Annotated in this window: 18 protein-coding genes; 10 read left to right on the top strand and 8 right to left on the bottom strand. The window is 69.9% G+C overall.

What is annotated here, in order from left to right; all coding sequences use genetic code 11:
- Positions 1–74: 74 nt before the first annotated feature.
- Entirely contained in the window at positions 75–1,091 is a 1,017-nt protein-coding gene (locus G9C85_RS08855) for a low specificity L-threonine aldolase (RefSeq protein ID WP_166039095.1), read from the top strand.
- A 94-nt stretch (positions 1,092–1,185) separates the two neighbouring features.
- Here G9C85_RS08855 and G9C85_RS08850 read toward each other — a convergent pair whose 3' ends face one another.
- The gene (locus tag G9C85_RS08850; protein WP_166039093.1) at positions 1,186–1,329 is read right to left on the bottom strand and encodes a hypothetical protein; all 144 of its coding nucleotides are present in this window, start codon (positions 1,327–1,329) and stop codon (positions 1,186–1,188) included.
- Positions 1,330–1,669: 340 nt separating this feature from the next.
- Here G9C85_RS08850 and G9C85_RS08845 point away from each other — a divergent pair, with 340 nt between their 5' ends.
- Positions 1,670–2,350: a helix-turn-helix domain-containing protein gene (locus G9C85_RS08845; RefSeq protein WP_166039091.1), complete on the top strand. Its 681-nt coding sequence runs from the start codon at positions 1,670–1,672 to the stop codon at positions 2,348–2,350.
- Positions 2,351–2,777: 427 nt separating this feature from the next.
- Here the strand turns inward: G9C85_RS08845 and G9C85_RS08840 are convergent, their stop codons facing one another.
- On the bottom strand, positions 2,778–3,314 hold the full coding sequence (locus G9C85_RS08840) for a metallophosphoesterase (RefSeq protein WP_166039089.1): 537 nt from the start codon (positions 3,312–3,314) through the stop codon (positions 2,778–2,780).
- A gap of 183 nt (positions 3,315–3,497) precedes the next feature.
- Here G9C85_RS08840 and G9C85_RS08835 point away from each other — a divergent pair, with 183 nt between their 5' ends.
- Positions 3,498–4,151, top strand: coding sequence for a hypothetical protein (locus G9C85_RS08835; RefSeq protein ID WP_166039088.1), 654 nt, complete (start codon positions 3,498–3,500; stop codon positions 4,149–4,151).
- Positions 4,152–4,299: 148 nt separating this feature from the next.
- Positions 4,300–5,280, top strand: coding sequence for a cation diffusion facilitator family transporter (locus G9C85_RS08830; protein ID WP_166039086.1), 981 nt, complete (start codon positions 4,300–4,302; stop codon positions 5,278–5,280).
- A gap of 67 nt (positions 5,281–5,347) precedes the next feature.
- Here the strand turns inward: G9C85_RS08830 and G9C85_RS08825 are convergent, their stop codons facing one another.
- The 3 genes from G9C85_RS08825 to G9C85_RS08815 form a co-directional block, all read right to left on the bottom strand.
- Entirely contained in the window at positions 5,348–5,533 is a 186-nt protein-coding gene (locus G9C85_RS08825; RefSeq protein WP_166039083.1) for a hypothetical protein, read from the bottom strand.
- 144 nt (positions 5,534–5,677) lie between these two features.
- On the bottom strand, positions 5,678–6,889 hold the full coding sequence (locus G9C85_RS08820; RefSeq protein ID WP_166039082.1) for an ABC transporter permease: 1,212 nt from the start codon (positions 6,887–6,889) through the stop codon (positions 5,678–5,680).
- A gap of 67 nt (positions 6,890–6,956) precedes the next feature.
- Positions 6,957–7,640 (bottom strand): ABC transporter ATP-binding protein, encoded by a 684-nt coding sequence (locus tag G9C85_RS08815; protein ID WP_369680818.1) that lies wholly within the window; start codon positions 7,638–7,640, stop codon positions 6,957–6,959.
- Positions 7,641–7,881: 241 nt separating this feature from the next.
- Here G9C85_RS08815 and rpiA point away from each other — a divergent pair, with 241 nt between their 5' ends.
- On the top strand, positions 7,882–8,643 hold the full coding sequence (rpiA, locus tag G9C85_RS08810) for a ribose 5-phosphate isomerase A (RefSeq protein ID WP_166039078.1): 762 nt from the start codon (positions 7,882–7,884) through the stop codon (positions 8,641–8,643).
- A 153-nt stretch (positions 8,644–8,796) separates the two neighbouring features.
- On the opposite strand, the gene G9C85_RS08805 is transcribed toward rpiA, so the two are convergent.
- Positions 8,797–8,964, bottom strand: a complete 168-nt coding sequence (locus G9C85_RS08805; protein WP_166039076.1) for a DUF1931 family protein — start codon at positions 8,962–8,964, stop codon at positions 8,797–8,799.
- A gap of 267 nt (positions 8,965–9,231) precedes the next feature.
- Here G9C85_RS08805 and larB point away from each other — a divergent pair, with 267 nt between their 5' ends.
- From larB to G9C85_RS08785, 4 genes are all read left to right on the top strand, one after another.
- Entirely contained in the window at positions 9,232–10,023 is a 792-nt protein-coding gene (gene larB / locus G9C85_RS08800) for a nickel pincer cofactor biosynthesis protein LarB (protein WP_166039074.1), read from the top strand.
- A 397-nt stretch (positions 10,024–10,420) separates the two neighbouring features.
- Complete coding sequence (locus tag G9C85_RS08795; protein WP_166039072.1) at positions 10,421–10,699, top strand: GIY-YIG nuclease family protein; 279 nt, start codon at positions 10,421–10,423, stop codon at positions 10,697–10,699.
- 89 nt (positions 10,700–10,788) lie between these two features.
- A complete protein-coding gene (locus tag G9C85_RS08790; RefSeq protein WP_166039070.1) occupies positions 10,789–11,034 on the top strand; it encodes a ferredoxin in 246 nt (81 codons plus the stop codon).
- Positions 11,035–11,150: 116 nt separating this feature from the next.
- The gene (locus G9C85_RS08785) at positions 11,151–13,124 is read left to right on the top strand and encodes a bacterio-opsin activator domain-containing protein (RefSeq protein ID WP_166039068.1); all 1,974 of its coding nucleotides are present in this window, start codon (positions 11,151–11,153) and stop codon (positions 13,122–13,124) included.
- A 363-nt stretch (positions 13,125–13,487) separates the two neighbouring features.
- Here the strand turns inward: G9C85_RS08785 and mdh are convergent, their stop codons facing one another.
- Positions 13,488–14,402, bottom strand: coding sequence for a malate dehydrogenase (gene mdh / locus G9C85_RS08780; RefSeq protein ID WP_166039066.1), 915 nt, complete (start codon positions 14,400–14,402; stop codon positions 13,488–13,490).
- A 192-nt stretch (positions 14,403–14,594) separates the two neighbouring features.
- On the opposite strand from mdh, the gene G9C85_RS08775 reads away from it, so the two are divergent.
- Entirely contained in the window at positions 14,595–15,254 is a 660-nt protein-coding gene (locus G9C85_RS08775) for an Sjogren's syndrome/scleroderma autoantigen 1 family protein (RefSeq protein WP_166039064.1), read from the top strand.
- Between the two features lie 26 nt (positions 15,255–15,280).
- On the opposite strand, the gene G9C85_RS08770 is transcribed toward G9C85_RS08775, so the two are convergent.
- The gene (locus tag G9C85_RS08770; protein ID WP_166039062.1) at positions 15,281–17,866 is read right to left on the bottom strand and encodes a DEAD/DEAH box helicase; all 2,586 of its coding nucleotides are present in this window, start codon (positions 17,864–17,866) and stop codon (positions 15,281–15,283) included.
- Positions 17,867–17,903 lie beyond the last annotated feature (37 nt).

The following is a 17,903-nucleotide window of genomic DNA, read 5'->3' as shown; positions in this document are numbered from 1 at the left end:
CGACCGCGACGCCTCGACGACGGAATCGGTCGGATTGGGGCAGGCTTTTGCGCGCACCGCGGGTACGTCCGGGCATGATAGACCTCCGGAGCGACACCGTCACGAAGCCGAGCGAGGAGATGCGGGCGGCGATGGCCGACGCCGATGTCGGCGACGACGTCTACGAGGAGGACCCGACGCTCGCCGAACTCGAATCCAGGGCCGCCGAGATGCTGGGGATGGACGCGGCGCTGTTCGTGCCGAGCGGAACGATGGGGAACCAGATCGCGGCGCGCGTCCACACGGAGCGCGGCCAGGAGGCCGTCGTCGACGTGCAGTCGCACGTCTACAAGTGGGAGCTCGCCGGGTTCGCCCAACACTCCGAGCTCCAGGTGCGGACGTTCGACGCCGAGCGCGGCGTGCCCACTCCCGAGCAAGTGGCGGACGCGCTCGTCGACGAGGACCTCCATCGCGCCGGCACGGGCCTGCTCTGTCTGGAGAACACGCACAACTCGCGGGGCGGACTCGCGATCGCGCCCGAGGAACTGGGCGCGGCCGCCGACGTCGCCCACGACCACGGCGTGCCCGTCCACCTCGACGGCGCGCGCCTGTTCAACGCCGCCGTCGCGCTCGACGAGCCCGCGAGCGCGTTCGCCGACGTTGTCGACTCCGTGATGTTCTGCCTCTCGAAGGGCCTGGGCGCGCCCGTCGGGTCGATGCTCGTCGGCGACGAGGAATTCGTTGCGGACGCGCGCCGCGTCCGCAAGCTCCTCGGTGGCGGGATGCGGCAGGCGGGCGTCCTCGGTGCCGCCGGCCTGCACGCCCTGGAGAACGTCGAGCGGCTTGCGACCGACCACGAACGCGCTCGGCTGCTCGCCGCCGGCCTCGACGACGTCGACGGCATCGCGGTCCAGGAGCCGGAGACGAACATCGTCGTCGCGGACGTCACCGGCACCGGGATGACCGAGGACGCGTTCGCGAGCGCGTGCGAGGACGCCGGCGTTCGCTGCTCCGGGTTCGGTGGCGGTCGCGTCCGCCTCTGCACGCACCTCGACGTCTCGCGGAACGACGTGGACGAAGCGATCGCCCGTATCGGGGACGTCGTCGCGTAACGACAGCGGTCACCCGTATCGGGGACGTCGTCGCCTGAAGGAAGCGACTGCTCGAATCACCGGCGTCGTCGGTCGGGGGACGCCGTCGGTCGCGTCAGTTGCCGCCCTTGCGCATGCCCTCGCTGAACTCCGTGACGGTCTTCCGGAGCATGAGGTACACGAAGAAGATGAGCGCGAGGACGAGGACGACGAAGACGAGCGCGACGGGATCCTCGGGGATGAAGCCTAACCACGCCATTGTTGGCTGCACGTTCCGGTAGCGCCATCATAGGCCTTTCGCAGGGCGCTCGGACGGCGGCGGTCGTCGCCGGGTCAGGTCGCGCGCCGTGGCGGCAGCGATTGCTCGCGATCGGCGGACCCGGGATCGTTGAAAGGTAACACGACCCACGCTACTTGATGCCAATACCAACGGTTATCTCCGAACCCACCACCCAAGTATTGCCGGTTCTGAAACCTCGACGGGCTGAATATTCAGATTCCGACATCGAACCGGGCGTCCAGTTCCGCGGTTCCCTCCCGTGGATTTCCGCGACGAAAATATACAAACATTCATGGGAATCGATGACTAGCGGTTCCACATGGCTGACTTGCTGCCCTCCACCCCCGACACGTCGGCCGTCGAGGACGCGGAACCCCGCGTCATCGGGCTCGACAGCGAGGACGCCGACGACCTCATCGGGGCGCTCTCCTCGGGCACTGCCAGGGAACTGCTGACGGCACTCCACGAGGACCCGGGGACACCGTCGAAGCTGGCCGACCGCGTCGACACGTCCCTCCAGAACACCCAGTACCACCTCGAGAAGCTGGAGGACGCGGACGTCATCGAAGTGATCGACACCGCGTACTCCGCGAAAGGCCGCGAGATGAATGTGTACGCGCCCGCGAACCAACCACTCGTCGTCTTCGCAGGCGGCGAGGAGAAGTCGACGGGGCTGAAGGCCGCACTCACGCGCCTCCTCGGTGCGTTCGCGGTGCTCGCCGGGCTCTCCGTGCTCGTGCAGGCACTCGCCGGCGACCTCGGCGGCCTGTTCGGCGGCGACCCCGCCATCGGCCGACCCGCACCCGGCCCGGGCGAACAGCCGGTCGCGGGGAACCCGAACAATACGACGACCGTCGAGACGACGACCGCGGCGACCGACGCGGCGACCGGCACCGTCGACGCCGCCGCCGCAGGCATCCCGCCCGGCGCGGCGTTCTTCGTCGGCGGCGCGCTCGTCCTCGCAGCCGGGTTCGCGTACTGGTACGCACGACACAACTGATTTCTTTCAAGTCCGTGACCGGCGAAATCCGAGCGTTCGCCCGCGAGCACTCTAGGTAAAACTCCGCTTTGAGTCTCCGGTATCCCTTTTGATACATACGCTGTACGTACAGGTGCGTCCAAGGTGCCCATCCCCGCCGCTCCCGCTGACGCCACCTGCCCTCCCCCAACGCCACCCCCACCCCCACGCAGTTCCCCTCCCCTGCCCCCACCCCCACGCAGTTCCCTTCCCCCATCGCCGGCCCTCACGCGGTTCCCCTCCCCGAACGCCGACGCCCCCTGCCACCGAGGCCGTTGCCCTCCACCGCGACGCCTCCACCCCCTACCCTTCCGCGACGATCCCTCGACACAGTCCACTCTCCATCCGCGACGATCCCCGCGACACAGCCTGGCGCGCAGCAGCGGTGGCGTTCTTCGAGTGCCAGCGGTCAGGAGTCGTCGACGTCGCCGATGTCGGCGGCTGGGACGTGGAACGTCTCCGCGACGGTGCCGTCGGGCGACACCAGACGGCCGTCGAGGCCGTCCGCGACTCGCTCCAGTTCCGCGTGCCCGCGGCGGTTCCCGCGCGGGTCCGCGTGACTCCCCGGGTTCAGGAGCGTCAGCGTCTCCGTCCGCGTGACGCGGGGGCGATGCGTGTGCCCGGAGACGACGACGTCCGCGTCCCGCTCGCGCCCGAACAGCTCCAGGCCCATCGCACCGCCCTGCTGGCGATGCGTCATCGCGACGGTCGCGCCCTCGTATACGAACGAGCGTGCCGTCGGCAGACGCTCGCGGACCGCGGGCCGGTCAGCGTTCCCGCAGACGGCGTACAGTCGCGACGCGGCGTCCTGGAACGCGTCCAGGGCGTCGGCGGTAACGAAGTCGCCGGCGTGAGCGACCACGTTCGCTTCCCTGACCGCGGCGAGCGTCCGTCCGTCCAGTCCGGTACCGGTCTCGCGATGCGAGTCCGAGACGACGACGAGCATACCCCGTCTTCGCGTCGCCGCCGGTCGAGTCTTTCGACGTGACGACGCAGCGACCCGACGACGCGGCGACGCGGCGATCCGACGACGCAGCGACCAGACGACAAGGCGACGCGACACCGTGTCACCGGCGGTGTCGGGCGAGCGTGGGAAAGGACCTTGGGGCCGGCCCGCCAAGTCCGGCGCATGTCCCAGGAGCGCGAACGAGACGAGGCGCCGGCCGTCGTCGACGGCGGCGACGCCGCCGGTGACGATGCCGACGCCACCGACGCCGACGCTACCGACGCCGACAGCGGCGGCGGCCGGCCAGCGGTCGTCGACCGCGACGCGGTCGCGGGGACGTTCGTCGACGCGGCCCCGCGAACGCTCCGGGAGGTCGTCGCCGAGACCGGACTCGAGCGCGAGCGCGCGGTCGACGCGCTCGACGCGCTCGTCGCCGACGGCGACCTCGCCGAGAAGACGCTTGCGTCCGAGAGCGCGTCCGTGCACGCGTGGTACCTGCCGGCGACCGCGCACGTCGAACGGCTCGCGTCCGGGTCGCCGGACGCCGACCGCACGGACGCCGTCGCGGACGCCATCGCCGAACTCGACGTTCCCGGCGTGAGCGAGATGATGCAGGACTGGCGGCGCGACGCCATCCGGAGCGCGTGGGAGTACCTCGTCGAGCAGGGCGCGGCGACCGACGCCGCCATCGTCGACGCGGTCTACCCCGGCCACAGCGCGGGCTACGACGACCGGGAGAACTGGTGGGAGTGCGTTCGACCGCGCCTTCGCACGCTCCCGGGCGTGGACGCGCCCGTCGACGGCGGCGACGGCGTCTGGACGTACGCGCCCGCCTGAGCGACTCTGCGGCGCGATCTGTACCTGGCGACCGGCGCTTGGCGAACGGCGCATGGCGACCGACGACTGGCGACCAGCGGTCCCGGGCGCGAGGTGAGCCGATACGGAAACAGCTTTTGTCGACGCGGGCCCGTGACAGAACGAATAGATGGCCTCCAGTACCAGCGTCGTCCTCGCGGCACTCGTCGCGAACGGCTCCATCGCGATCATGAAGTTCGTCGGCTACCTGCTGACGGGCAGTCCCGCGATGCTCTCGGAAGTGTATCACTCCATCTCGGACACCGGGAACCAGGTGTTCCTCCTCGTCGGAATCAAGTACGGTGGACGAGAAGCCTCCCGGAGTCACCCATTCGGGTACGGGAAGGCGCAGTTCTTCTACGCGCTCCTCGTGTCCGTGATGCTGTTCGGGATCGCGGGCTGGGAGTCCGCGAACCACGGCCTGCACGCACTCCAGCACCCCGAGCCCGTCTCCACGGGGACGGTGACGCTCCCGGTCGTCGCGGCGGAGATCCCGAACGTGTGGGTGAACTACACGGTCCTGATCGGCGCGATCGTCTTCGAGGCGTGGGCGTTCGCGAAGGCGTACAAGGCCATCAAGATACAGATGGACCGGAACGGCTGGACGTCCATCTGGGAGGCGTTCCGGAAGTCGAGCGACATCACGACGCTCACGGCGCTCACGGAGGACACGATCGCGGGGGCCGGCGCCGGCATCGCGCTCGCCGGCGTGTACGCCTCGCGCGTGACGGAGAACCCGGTCTACGACGCGGCGTCGGCGTTCGTCATCGGCCTGCTCCTGATGGGGTTCGCGATCTTGCTCGCGTGGGAGAACAAGCGCCTCATCCTCGGCGAGAGCCTCCCCGAGGACGCGGAGACGCCGCTCCGCGACGCCGTCGCGAACTGGGACGGCGTGGAGAACGTCGCTGACTTCCGGACGGTGTTCTTCGGGCCGCAGAAGCTCGTCGTCACCGCCGACGTCGCGTTCGACCCGAGCATGGACACCGAGGAGATCGACGACGCCATCACCGCGATCGAGTCGAAGCTGAAGACGATGGAGTCGTCCGTGAAGACGGTGTACATCGAACCGCGCGTCCTCGGCGGCGAGGAAGGCATGGCCGCGGGCGAGTAGCGACCCTCACGGCCGCAAACTCGTCCCGGGACTCCCGCGACCGCAGGGCGGCGCGTTCGGCGCGCGGTCAGTTCGATTCTTTCGGGGCGGTGACGCGGTCGATGTCCTCGTCGTCGAGGACGTCGAGTAGACTCTCGCCGGACTCGAGGCGAGCGCGGTCCTCGTCGTCGAGGACGTCGTCGAGTTTCTGTTCGTCGATGCGTTCGCGGAGGTTCTCGTCGAGGTCGTCGAGATCGTAGCCTGGAATGACCATGGTAGAGAATAGCACCCGAACCGTCTTATCTTTGGCCCAAGCGGTACGGGCGTCCCGGGCGCGACCCGCCACCGGCTCGTACCGCAGTCCGTCGATCGAATCGGCCGCTCACTCGTACCGCAGTCCGTCGATCGAACCGATTGCTCACTCGTACCGCAGTGCGTCTATTGGGTCGGTCTTGGAGGCGTTGTACGCGGGGTAGAGGCCGGCGAGGACGCCGACGGCGATGCCGACGACGACCGCGATCGCGCCCCACTCCCAGGGGACGACGAGCTGCTCGAGGCCGACGAGTTGGGCGACGCCGTACCCTGCGACGAGGCCGAGGACGAGGCCGAGGATGGAGCCGACGACGCCGAGGACGACCGCCTCCACGATGAACAGCTGGAGGATGTCCCGGCGCTGGGCGCCGACGGCCTTCATGATCCCGATCTCGCGGGTGCGTTCGGTGACGGAGACGAGCATGATGTTCGCGATCCCGATGGAGCCGACGAGTAGCGAGATGCCGGCGACGCCGACGACGAAGTTCTGGAGGACGTCGAACAGCTCCTGGAACTGGTCGAGCAGCTCCAGGCTCGTCTGGAAGTTGAATGCGAGATCCTCGTCGCCGAACCCGGCGGCGTCGCTCTCGGAGCTGTTCAGGTACGCGAGCGCCTGGTCTCGTGCGTCGTCGACGCTCCCCTGGTCGGTCGCCTCGACGACGACGAGCGAGAACCGCGTGCGGTCGGCTTGCGTGACGTCGGTCACGTACGGGTCCGTCGGCACGTACACGCGCGGTTCGGGATTGAATCCCTCGAACGGACTCCGCGACTCGGCGTCCTCGGTGATGCCGACGACGGTCGCGTTCACCGTCCCGACGACCGGCACCTGGATCGCGATCTCGTCCCCGATCGAGAGGTTCGGGTCGAACAGCGCCGCCGCCGCCGGGTTCAGGACCGCCTCGCGTTCGCCCGCGCGGAACTGCCGGCCCTGCGCGACGTCCTCGGCGTCGACATACGCCGGCCCGGTCGCGTACACGCCGCTCCCGCGCGGCACCGTCTCGTTGCGCGCGGACAGCGTCTGCGTCGGCACCGGCTGGAAGCCGTACGCCGCCTCGACCGCCGGCTCTTGCTCGATCCGCTCCAGGTCCCGCGGCGTGAACACCGGCTGTGCGCCCGCACCGGGGCCGCCGTTCGTATCCGGTGGTGCCGCCCACCCGTAGACGTTCTCGCGGTCGTCCGGGCTCACGTCGCCGATGACGCCCGCCTGCAGGCTCGCGCCGAGGATGACGAACGTCAAGACCGCCGCGACGCCGATGACCACGCCGAGCGTCGTCAGCGTCGACCTGAGCTTGTGCGCGCGGATCGCGCGCCACGACATCGCCACCGTCGTCCGGAACTTCACGACGACTCACCCGCCACTGGCTCCGACCTCGTCGCTCGGGACCTCACGCCGACTCACCCGGTAGTTCCTCGACGCGCTCGATCTGTCCGTCGAGCAGGTGGACGACGCGCTCGGCGCGCTCCGCGACGTGGCGCTCGTGGGTGACCATGACGATCGTGTTCCCCTCCGCGTGCAGCTCGTCGAAGAGGTCGAGGATGTTCGCGCCCGTCTCCGAGTCGAGGTTCCCCGTCGGTTCGTCCGCGAGCAGGATCGCGGGGTCGTTCACGAGCGCTCGCGCGATGGCGACGCGCTGGCGTTGCCCGCCCGAGAGCTCGTTGGGCGCGTGTTCGAGGCGGTCGCCGAGGCCGACGCGGTCGAGGATGTCGGCCGCGCGCGCCTGGCGCTCGTCGCGGTCGACGCCGCGGAACACGAGCGGCAGCGCGACGTTCTCCAGGGCCGTGAGTCGCGGCATGAGGTTGAACGTCTGGAACACGAATCCGACCTTCTCCCCGCGCAGACGCGTTCGCTCGCGGTCGCTCATCGCACCGACGTCCTCGCCGTCGACGAACACGCGCCCGGACGTCGCCGTGTCCAGACAGCCGACGAGGTTCATCAGCGTCGACTTCCCCGACCCCGACGGCCCCATGACCGCCGTGTACGACCCTCGCGGGACGTCGATGGTGACGCCGTCGAGCGCGTGGACGGGCTCGCCGAGCTGGTAGGTCTTCCGAGCGTCCGCGAGCGCCACGGCCGCGTCCGCCGCCCCGCTCGCGTCCGTCGTCTCCTTCGCGTCAGCGCTCGCGGCCGGCGCGTCGTCGACCGACGTGCTCGCTGCGTCCTCGCTGCTCGCTGCGTCCTCGCCGCTCGAACCGCTTGTCACGCGTTCACGTACGTCGTCGAGACGTATCAATGCCGTACCCGACGGTGCGCTCGCAGGGAGCCATTGGGGACCGAACGGCCTAACTTCTGGCCGGTCGAGCGTGTGGACGATGAAGCAGACCGGTGGCAGCGAGGACCAGAAGCGCCGCGCCGCCGAGAGCGCCGTCGAGCACGTCGCGGACGGCATGGTCGTCGGCCTCGGGACGGGATCGACGGCCGCGCACGCCATCCGCGAACTCGGCGAGCGCGTCGACGCCGGCCTGGACGTTCGCGGCGTCCCGACGTCGTTCGCGGCCCGCGAACTCGCTCGCGACGTCGGCGTCCCGCTCGTCGACCTCGCGGACGTCGACGGCGTGGACGTCGCCATCGACGGCGCGGACCAGGTCGTCGGCGTCGGCGGAGCCGGTGGCGTCGAGGCCGACGACGCACCGGACGCGGCGGATGCGACGGGCGCGGCCGACGTCGTCCTGGTGAAGGGCGGCGGGGCGGCGCACGCCCGCGAGAAGCTCGTCGACGCCGCGGCCGACGAGTTCCACGTCGTCGCCGACCCCTCGAAGGTCGCCGACGCCGTCTCCGTCCCGATCCCCGTCGAGGTGCTGCCGGCGGCGCGGACCGTCGTCGCGGCCGCCGTCCGCGACCGCGGCGGCGACCCCGAACTCCGGCGCGCCGACCGGAAGGACGGTCCGGTCGTCACCGACAACGGGAACCTCGTCCTCGACTGCGCGTTCGACGCCGTCGACGACCCCGCCGCGCTCGCCAGCGCGCTCTCCGCGACGCCCGGCGTCGTCGAGCACGGCCTGTTCGTCGACCTCGCCCACTCCGTCCACGTCGGCACCGACGACGGCGTCGACGTCCACGACGACGGGAGCTGAACCGACGCCGTCGCTCGCGACGTCCGCGGCGATTGCGGAGCCCCCACGACCCCGTCGTCGACGTCGACGGACGGGGCCGTGGCTGTCGGGTACTGAAAGCCGAGCGGTGACCACCGCGGTCACCCCTCGTCGAGAAGTCGGTTCGAACCGAGTTTAGAGGTCGCGCGGCTGGACCGTCTTCCGGTCGTTCGCTTCGGCGCGGCGGGCGGCGTCCTCGAGGAGCTCCTCGACTTCCTCGTCGAGTGCGTCGTAGAAGTCGGACGCAACGTTCTTACCCTCGAGCTGTTCCTTCACGGCTGCCTTGACGATGAGGTCTGCCATACAAGCGGCCATACCCATGCCCCCTTTATAATAGTTTCCAGTTAGCGCCGTCAGACGGGCGCGAGAGCGCGTCTCGGGGTGTGTCTGGTGCGTCCGAGACCGACAAGTTTTGGTGGGATCACGTTACTGGGGGCGGCGCCGTCGTCGAGACGGCGAGCGTCGGCGCCCGCGGCGACTCGCGCGCGACTCGCTCAGCGGCTGGCTCGCGAGCGCGACGCGGTGGACGGGAGCGACGGGTTGGTGTGCGTGCGGGACGGAGTCTCGTCCATGCGAGACGTCCTGGAACGCGTCGCCGCCGGCGATCTCTCCCCGGCGGCCGCCGAAGCGGAACTGCGCGGGTACGCCACGACCGACGACGGACGGTTCGACGCCGCACGCGAGCAACGCCGCGGCGTCCCCGAAGCCGTACTCGCCGACGAGAAGACGCCCACCGAGGTCGCGAACCTCGCGGCGACGGCCGTCGAGACCACCGGGCGCGCGCTCGTCACGCGAGCGAGCGACGCGGCCGCGAGCGCCGTCCGCGAGCGCGTCGCCGACGCCCACCCCGACGCCACCGTCGAGGTCGACGACCGAGCGCGGTTCGTCGTCGTGCACGCCGCCGACTACGACCCGCCGGAGGTCCCCGCGACGGTCGGCGTCGTCACCGGCGGCACCGGCGACGCCGAAGCCGCCGGCGAGGCCGCGGTCGTCGCCCGCGAGATGGGCGCGACCGTCGAGACGATCGCGGACGTCGGCGTCGCCAGCATCGCCCGCGTCCTCGACGCGCGCGACGCGCTCGACGCGGCGGACGCGCTCGTCGTCGCCGCCGGCCGCGAGGGCGCGCTCCCGACGGTCGTCGCCGGCCTCGTCGACGCGCCCGTCGTCGGCCTCCCCGTCTCCACCGGCTACGGGCACGGTGGCGAGGGCGAGGCGGCGCTCGACGGGATGCTCCAGTCCTGTACGGTACTCTCGGTCGTGAACGTCGACGCGGGCTTCGTCGCCGGCGCACAGGCCGCGCTCGTCGCTCGCGCCGTCGGCGCGGCCCGAGACGGTGACGCTCCTCGCACGGACGACGCGTGAGGACCCCGACCAGTTTCACGGCATCCGCAAAGAAACTTTTCCCGATTCCCAACGACGCCTCCTGGTTCCGGGCGTATTTATAGGAACATCACCAAGAGCGTGCTACCGGCTCCCGAACCACGCCGGTCCCCCCACTATGCCAGACTGTGACAACTGCGGCGCACACGTCTCCGAACGCTTCGCTCGCGTGTTCTCGGACGAACACGGCCGGATCCTGGCGTGCGTGAACTGCTCGGCGAACGCCGGCATTGCCGAGGAATCCAGACGCCGAGCGGCACCCGATTCCTGACCGCGCAGTGATTCACCACGCGAAGGCTCTTTGCATCCGCGCAAGACATCACGCCCCGTGAGCAGTCACTATCCATGAGCAGTCACTATCCATGAGCAGTCACTACCCATGAGCAGTCACTTCGTCTACGTCCTCGAGTGCGACGACGGGACGTACTACACCGGGTACACGACCGACGTCGACCGACGCGTCGACGAGCACGACGCCGGCGACGGCGCGAAGTACACGCGCGGGCGCACCCCCGTCTCGCTCGTCCACGTCGAGTCCTACGACACGCGCTCAGCAGCCATGTCCCGCGAGCACGAGATCAAGACGTTCTCGCGAGCGCGCAAAGAACGGCTCGTCGCCGACGGCGACGACGCGACTGTCCACGAAGCCACCGACTGACCGACCCACCCGACTCCCGCCCTCGCCGTCGGCTAACGCCGCCCGCCCGGGGCGTCAGGGTTTTCCACCGGTCGCGCGAACCTCGACGCATGCGCGTCGAGTACGACTACGACACCTGCATCGGAATGTTCCAGTGCGTCGCCGAGTGGGACGCCTTCGAACGCGACGAGGACGCCGGCAAGGCCGTGCTCGATGGGAGCGACGAGCGCGAGGACGGCGTGTTCGTGCGCGAGGTCCCAGAGGACGCCGAACTGGACGCGAAGTTCGCCGCGCGCGCCTGCCCCGTCGACGCCATCCGCGTCTACGACGACGACGGCGACCAACTCGTCCCCTGACCGGCGAGCGCACGCAACGGATCACAGGAGCAGCGTCGGACGACGGCGCGCGCCCGCGACGACCGGACGACCCGACGACGCATCACTCCTATACGGTTGCAGTCTGAGTATGAGATATGACGACACGTCCCCGGGTTCTCGTCGTCGACGCGGACTCGGACCGAGCCGGGGCGACCGTCGACGCCCTCGCGACGACCGGCCGCGACTCGACCGCCGTCGACGACGCCGACGCGGCGCTCGTCGAACTCGGCGATCACGCCGTCGACTGCGTCATCTGCGAGCGCGACCTCGGCGACCGGTCCGCGATCGACCTCCTGGAGACCGTCCGCGACGTCCACGGCGACGTCCCGTTCGTCGTCCTGACCGCGGACGGCGACGAGGCGCTCGCCGAACGTGCCGTCGCCCTCGACGTCACCGCGTACGTCCGCCGCGTCGACGACTGGCAGCGCCGCCTCGACGACGCCGTCTCGCGCGCCGTCGACGACGGCCGCGACCGCACGGGCGTCCTCACGCAACGCGCACTCGACGAAGCCCCCGTCGGCATCACGATCGCCGACGCCGACGCCGACGACATGCCGCTCGTGTACACGAACGACGCGTTCGTCGACCTCACCGGCTACGACCGCGCGGACGTCGTCGGCCGGAACTGTCGATTCCTCCAGGGCGAGGATTCAGACCCCGACGCCGTCGCGGAGATGCGCGCCGCCATCGAGGCCGAGACGAGCGTCACCACCGAACTCGCGAACTACACCGCCGACGGCGAGAAGTTCTGGAACCGCGTCGACATCGCACCAGTGAGGGACGCCGACGGCGACGTCACGCACTTCGTGGGCTTCCAGACCGACGTCAGCGAGCGCGTGAACGCCGAACGCGTCGCCGAACGCCGCGCCGCCGAACTCGCGACCGAACGCGAGAGCCTCCAGCACGTCCTCGAACGCATCGACGGCCTCGTCCAGGACGCCGGACAGGCGCTCGTCGAAGCCACCACGCGCGAGTCCGTCGAGACCGCGACGTGCGACCTCATCGTCGACAACGACCCGTACACGTGCGCGTGGGTCGGCGAACCCGACCTCGCCGAGAAGACCATCGCGCCGACCGCGATCGCCGGCGGCACGCCCGACGGCGACCCCCTCGACCTGCGCGCGAGCGACGGCCCCATCCAGACCGCGATCGAGACCGGCGAGACGCAAGTCGTCGACGTCGCCGACCTCCCCGACCGCGACTGGCACGAGGCCCGCGTCGACGACGCGTTCGCGACCGTCGCCGTCGTCCCGCTCTCGCACCGCGACGCGAAGTACGGCGTCCTCTGCGCGTACGTCGACGACGCCACCGCCGTCGACGACCGCGAAGTCGCCGTCCTGAACGCGCTCGGGCGGATGGCCGGCACCGCCATCTCCGCCGTCGAGACCCGGCGAACGCTCACCGCCGACGACGTCGTCTCCCTCGCCTTCACCGTCCGGAACCGCGACGCGTTCTTCGTCCGGATCGCCGAAGACGCGGACGTGTCGCTGTCCTACGCCGGCTCGATGCATCGCGACGACGACCGCCTCGGGATGTTCTTCACCGTCGAGACCGACGACCCGGACCGACTCGAAGCGGTCGCCGCCGACCTCCCGGACGTCGTCGACGTCACCGTCGTCACCGCGACCGAGGGCGCGTGCCTCGTCGAGTTCGAGGTCGAGAACGCCGGTCTGCTGTCGACGCTCGCCGACTACGGCGCCGACATCCGCGAGATCACGGCGTCGCCGACGAACGCCACCGTCGAAGTGGAACTCCCAAGGGACGCGAACGCGCGGTCGCTCGTCGACCACGTCGAGTCCGCGTTCGCCGACGTGGAACTGACCGCGTACCGCGAACGCGACCGCGCCGACGCCACGAAACAGGAGTTCGTCGCCGCCCTCGAAGCCGACCTCACCGACCGCCAGCTCACCGCCCTCCGCCGCGCGTACTTCGGCGAGTTCTTCGAATGGCCGCGGCCGACCAGCGGCGACGACCTCGCCGAATCCATGGGTATCGCCCGGTCGACGTACCACCAGCACCTCCGCGCCGCCGAACGCAAACTCGTCGGCGAGTTCTTCGACCGGCCCTGACCGAATCGGCGACCCCCAGACCGCGAGAGTCCAGCGCCCGCCCCCGACGGCGTCTGTTCAATCGCCCGAAACGTATACAATCGGCGTAAGAGTTATTCTCTCGGACGTTCACGATACCTACCGGCATGGGACACAGCGACCGACGCGCCCACATCGAGGAATGGGCGCGCCTCCTCGACGCGTCGGTGCCCGACGCCCTCCCCGACGAGGACCGCACCGACCGCGACCGACGCAGTTGGTGACAGCCACGCCGACGCCCGCGCGCGCCAGCGACTGACGACGCAACTTTCGACGTCGCAACTCGCGACGCCGCGATCGTCGACTCGAACCACCAATCCGACCGGAAAAGGAACGCGACTGCTTCTAGGCGATCTCGTCGTACTGCTCGCTGAGCTTGTCGACCGCCTCGCCGAGCTGCTCGCGCTCGTACGCCGACAGGTCCCACTCGACGACCTCCTCGACGCCGTTCGCGCCAAGCTTCACGGGAACGCCGAGTGCGACGTCCTCGTGCCCGAACTCGCCCTGGAGCTTCACGCTCGCAGGCAGCACCTCGCCGGTGTCGTTCAGGATCGCCTCGACCATGTGCGCGACGCCCGTCGCCGGCCCCCACTCCGTCGCGCCCTTGCGCTCGATGACGTTCATCGCGGACTGCTTGAGGTCGCCGAGGATCTCCTCCTTCTCGTCACCGCTGAAGGAGGGGTCGCGGCCGTCGACGCGGACCTTCGAGAACACCGGGACCTGCGCGTCCCCGTGCTCGCCGAGGATCGTCGCCTCCACGTTCTGGACTTGCGTGTCGAAGCGCTCGCTGAGGACGTACCGGAAGCGCGCGGAGTCCAGACGGCCGCCGAACCCGACGACCTTGTTCCGGTCGCGGTCGCCGGCCTCGTAGAGGTGGCGGTTCAGGAGGTCGACGGGGTTCGACGTCGTCACGGAGACGTAGTCGTCGTTGTGCTCGTCGAGACTCGACTGGATGTCCTCCATGATCGGCGCGTTGTCGCCCGCCAGGTCGATGCGCGTCTGGCCCGGCTGACGCGGGATGCCCGCCGTGATGACGACGACGTCCGACCCCGCGGTGTCCGCGTACGAGCCCTGTCGAACCGTCGTGTTCGAGTCGTACGCCACGCCGTGGTTCGCGTCGGCGGCCTGCCCGACGGTCTCGTCCTCCTTGTCCGGGATGTCCACGAAGACGAGCTCGTCCACGACGTCCCGAAGCGCGAGATTGTACCCTGCGGCGGCACCGACCGTACCGGCCGCGCCGACAACGCTGACTTTCGTCATAACACCAGAAACTGCCACCGCAGGGGAGTTAATCGTGTCGAAGTCGCAAGTCCTGCCCGCCGCCCCGCGACGCCGCTGGTGGGTACTCGTCGCCGTCTCCCTCCGGCGGTCACGAGGTCCAATTCGGTCTCCGCCGACGGTACGTGTCGCACGAACGCCACGCTTTTCGCCGCCGAGCGTCTCTCGTCGACCATGAGCGACTTCGACAAGGAAGCCGAGCGCGAGCGACTCAGGGAGAAGTACGAGGCCGAGCGCGAGGACCGCGAGGCGACCCAGCACATGAGCGAGTTGCTCCTGAAGGGTGCGACGATGACGAACAGTCACTGCGGGCGCTGTGGCGACCCGATCTTCCGGTACGACGGCCAGGAGTTCTGCCCGTCCTGCAACGGCGACGCCGATGCCGAGACCGACCAGCGAGGAACCGACCAGCAGACCGCCGACCAGCAGACGGCCAGTCGACAGAGCACCGACCAGCAGGAGGACGCCGGCGCGGACGCCATCGAGGTCCAGACCGAACCGACGCCGTCGCCCGACTCCGACGCCTCCACGAACGCACCCGCGGCCGACGCACCGACCGACCCGACTTCTGCGGCCGAACCTGCCTCTGCGACCGAATTGACGCCGGCGACCCCGAGCTCGGACGCTCGCGGCGACGCCCCCGACCGGAACGCAGACGCCGTGGACCGCGGTCACGACCCCGTCGCCACGGACGGGGACGCCGTCGGGAACGTCGAAGCGACGCTCGAGCGCTTCGCCGCCGCCGCCGCGCGTACCGACGACCCCGACCGCGCCCGCGAATACCTCGCCGTCGTCCGCGACGCCACCGACACCCTCGACGCGCTCGACCGATAATCCGTTCTATCTTCGAGAATCGAGCCCTACTCGTTCGTTCCGGGGTCGTACTCGCTCCCGACGACCTCGCGGATGCGTTCGGCGGTGACCGCGCCGACGCCATCGACTTCCTCGAGGTCGTCCTGACGAGCGGTCATGACGGCCTCGACCGTCGAGAAGTGCTCGAGGAGCGAGCGCGCCGTCACCGGGCCGACGTCCGCGATCGAGGAGACGACGTACTCCTGTTGCTCGACGAGCGTCTTCGAGGCCTTCTCGCCGTGCACGCTCACCTCGCGGTCCTCCGCCTCCTGCTCGCGTTCAGCGATCACGGACAGCAACTCCATCGTGTCCGCCTCGCTCTGCGTGCGCAGGACGCTCACGCCGAAGTCGACGGCGAGGGACGCGAGCGCGCCACGGATCGCGTTCGGGTGGACGTTCCGCCGCCCGTATAGACTCCCCTCGCCCTCGAGCACGACGACCGGCCGCGAGTAGTGCCGGCTCGCGTCCCCGAGTTGTTCGAACATCGACCGGTCGCCGCCCGTTAGCGTGTCGAGGAAGTCGTCGACGGACTTGCGTTCCGCGACCACGCGATCCGAGAGCACGTAGTCCCCGACCGACAGCGTCTCCAGCCGCGTCGTCACGCCCTCGCGCTTCGAGAGCTCGCGCGGGATCGACGAGTCCATCTCGCGCTGGTCGACCACCACCTCGACGCCGCCGTCGGCGTCCGGTTCCGCGCGCTCCACGGCGTCAGCGTCGACGGGCGCGTCGCCGTCCGCGCCAGCCTCGGCGGTATCCGGCTCGTCGTTCTCGCCGTCGCCGTCCGCGTCGCTCTCCGTGTCACCGGCCTCGCCACCATCGCTCTCGCCGCCAGTGAAGTCCTGGAGGCCGGGCTGAGGGCCGCCGTCGCTCGCCGTCTGTGCCGCGGTCGTCCCAGCCGTCTCCGACGACGACATCGACTCGTCGGCCGAACCGCCGCCGTCGGCACCGTCCCCGCCACCGGCGTCGTTGCCGTCCGCGCCGGCGGCGTCGTCCGCGTCCTCGAACGCCGACAGCGACGCCTGAGAGTCGTCCAGCTCCTCCGCGAGGTCGTCGACGCTCGCCTTCAGGTCGCGCAACTCCGACTCCATCTCGCGCTCCCGGCGCTTGCTGATCCAGAAGTACGCCTCGTCCCTGGTGTCCTCAGCCATCAGGACGACCACGCGCCCCTCGGCCTGCCGGCCCGTCCGGCCCTTCCGCTGGATCGAGCGGATCGCCGTCGGCACCGGCTCGTAGAACAACACGAGGTCGACCTCGGGGACGTCCAGGCCCTCCTCGGCGACGCTCGTCGACACCAGCACCTCGAACTCGCCCGCCCGGAAGTCGTCCAGGGTCTCCTGTTGCTGCTTCTGGGTCATCCCGTCGCTGCCCTCCTTGTCGCCCTGACCGACGAACCGGCGGACGTCGAAGCCATCGGAGAGGAAGTCCGTGAGCGCCTCCGCCGTGTCCCGGGACTCCGTGAACACGATGACGCGCTCCCCGCCCTCGAGCCCGAGCGTCTCCGCGAGCAGCCGGCGCGCCTGCGCGTACTTCGGGTGGAGGTCGTCGTACCGCCTCGCGCGCCGCATCGCCTCCTCGACCTTCGCCTCCGAGATCATCCGCTGGCTCGCCTTCGACGCACCGGACGAGCGCGCCGCGTTCTCCTGGCGCTCGAAGTACCGCCGGAGGCTCTCGACGCTCTGGGTCTCGACGTACGTCACCGCCGTCCGCAACTTGCGGATCTCCGCGAGGAAACTCATCCCCTGGTAGCCCTCGCTCTGGTCGTTGTCCATGAGGGTGCGAAGCTCCGAACTCATCCGGTTGACCTCCTTCTCCGAAAGGTCCGGCGACGTCTTCCTCGTCACACCCAGCTCCTTCAACTCCTCCAAGCGATCGCTGATGACGTCGTTCAGCGCGTCCCGTATCTCGAGGATCTCGTCGGGGAGGGTGACCTCGACCCACTCGACGTCCGTGTCGTGCGTGTACTCGTCGACGTCCGCGTCCTCCTCCGTCATCACCTCGACCTGCCGGATGCCGAGGTTCGCGCACACCGTCTCGATCTCCTCCTCGTCCCCACCCGGAGAGGCACTCATCCCCGTCACGAGCGGGTTCTCGGCGTCCTGGTGGTAGCGTTCCGCGATGTACGTGTACGCGTAGTCGCCGGTCGCGCGGTGGCACTCGTCGAACGTCACGTGCGTCACGTCCGACAGCGTGATCCGCGAGCCGACGAGGTCGTTCTCGACGACCTGCGGCGTCGCGATGACCACCCGTGCCTCGCCCCAGAGCGCCGCGCGGTCCTCGGGCTTGACCTCGCCCGTGAACACCACGATCTCGTCGTCCGGGACGGAGAGCGCCTCGCGGTAGAACTGCGCGTGCTGGTTCACGAGCGGCTTCGTCGGCGCGAGCAAGAGCGCGGTCCCCCCGACCTCGTGCAGTCGCCGCGCGGTCACCAGCAAGCTCACCGTCGTCTTCCCCAGCCCCGTCGGGAGGCAGACGAGCGTGTGCGCGTCCGCTGCCGCGCCCGCGAGCTGGAGCTGGTACAGGCGTCGCTCGATGAACCCGGGATTCAGGAGCGGGTGCTCGACGTACGCGACGTCGCCGTCGTCAGTCGTCGCCATCTACCCGACTCGTAGCGCGCCCGGCGGGTTAAGGGTT

The sequence above is a fragment of the Halorubellus sp. JP-L1 genome (assembly GCF_011440375.1).
In the GTDB taxonomy this organism is placed as follows: Archaea; Halobacteriota; Halobacteria; order Halobacteriales; family Natrialbaceae; genus Halorubellus.
The sequence above is the reverse complement of the archived record's forward strand: the minus strand, read 5'-3'. Positions and strand labels throughout refer to the sequence as shown.

What these genes read in the sequence shown, in the direction of transcription:
- G9C85_RS08830 (WP_166039086.1), top strand. Translation starts at nt 4,300, where the DNA reads ATGGCCTCCAGTACCAGCGTCGTCCTCGCGGCACTCGTCGCGAACGGC.
- G9C85_RS08835 (WP_166039088.1), top strand. Translation starts at nt 3,498, where the DNA reads ATGTCCCAGGAGCGCGAACGAGACGAGGCGCCGGCCGTCGTCGACGGC.
- G9C85_RS08785 (WP_166039068.1), top strand. Translation starts at nt 11,151, where the DNA reads ATGACGACACGTCCCCGGGTTCTCGTCGTCGACGCGGACTCGGACCGA.
- rpiA (WP_166039078.1), top strand. Translation starts at nt 7,882, where the DNA reads ATGAAGCAGACCGGTGGCAGCGAGGACCAGAAGCGCCGCGCCGCCGAG.
- G9C85_RS08825 (WP_166039083.1), bottom strand. Translation starts at nt 5,533, where the DNA reads ATGGTCATTCCAGGCTACGATCTCGACGACCTCGACGAGAACCTCCGC.
- G9C85_RS08820 (WP_166039082.1), bottom strand. Translation starts at nt 6,889, where the DNA reads ATGTCGTGGCGCGCGATCCGCGCGCACAAGCTCAGGTCGACGCTGACG.
- G9C85_RS08775 (WP_166039064.1), top strand. Translation starts at nt 14,595, where the DNA reads ATGAGCGACTTCGACAAGGAAGCCGAGCGCGAGCGACTCAGGGAGAAG.
- G9C85_RS08855 (WP_166039095.1), top strand. Translation starts at nt 75, where the DNA reads ATGATAGACCTCCGGAGCGACACCGTCACGAAGCCGAGCGAGGAGATG.
- G9C85_RS08790 (WP_166039070.1), top strand. Translation starts at nt 10,789, where the DNA reads ATGCGCGTCGAGTACGACTACGACACCTGCATCGGAATGTTCCAGTGC.
- larB (WP_166039074.1), top strand. Translation starts at nt 9,232, where the DNA reads ATGCGAGACGTCCTGGAACGCGTCGCCGCCGGCGATCTCTCCCCGGCG.
- G9C85_RS08770 (WP_166039062.1), bottom strand. Translation starts at nt 17,866, where the DNA reads ATGGCGACGACTGACGACGGCGACGTCGCGTACGTCGAGCACCCGCTC.
- G9C85_RS08795 (WP_166039072.1), top strand. Translation starts at nt 10,421, where the DNA reads ATGAGCAGTCACTTCGTCTACGTCCTCGAGTGCGACGACGGGACGTAC.
- G9C85_RS08845 (WP_166039091.1), top strand. Translation starts at nt 1,670, where the DNA reads ATGGCTGACTTGCTGCCCTCCACCCCCGACACGTCGGCCGTCGAGGAC.
- G9C85_RS08850 (WP_166039093.1), bottom strand. Translation starts at nt 1,329, where the DNA reads ATGGCGTGGTTAGGCTTCATCCCCGAGGATCCCGTCGCGCTCGTCTTC.
- G9C85_RS08840 (WP_166039089.1), bottom strand. Translation starts at nt 3,314, where the DNA reads ATGCTCGTCGTCGTCTCGGACTCGCATCGCGAGACCGGTACCGGACTG.
- G9C85_RS08805 (WP_166039076.1), bottom strand. Translation starts at nt 8,964, where the DNA reads ATGGCAGACCTCATCGTCAAGGCAGCCGTGAAGGAACAGCTCGAGGGT.
- mdh (WP_166039066.1), bottom strand. Translation starts at nt 14,402, where the DNA reads ATGACGAAAGTCAGCGTTGTCGGCGCGGCCGGTACGGTCGGTGCCGCC.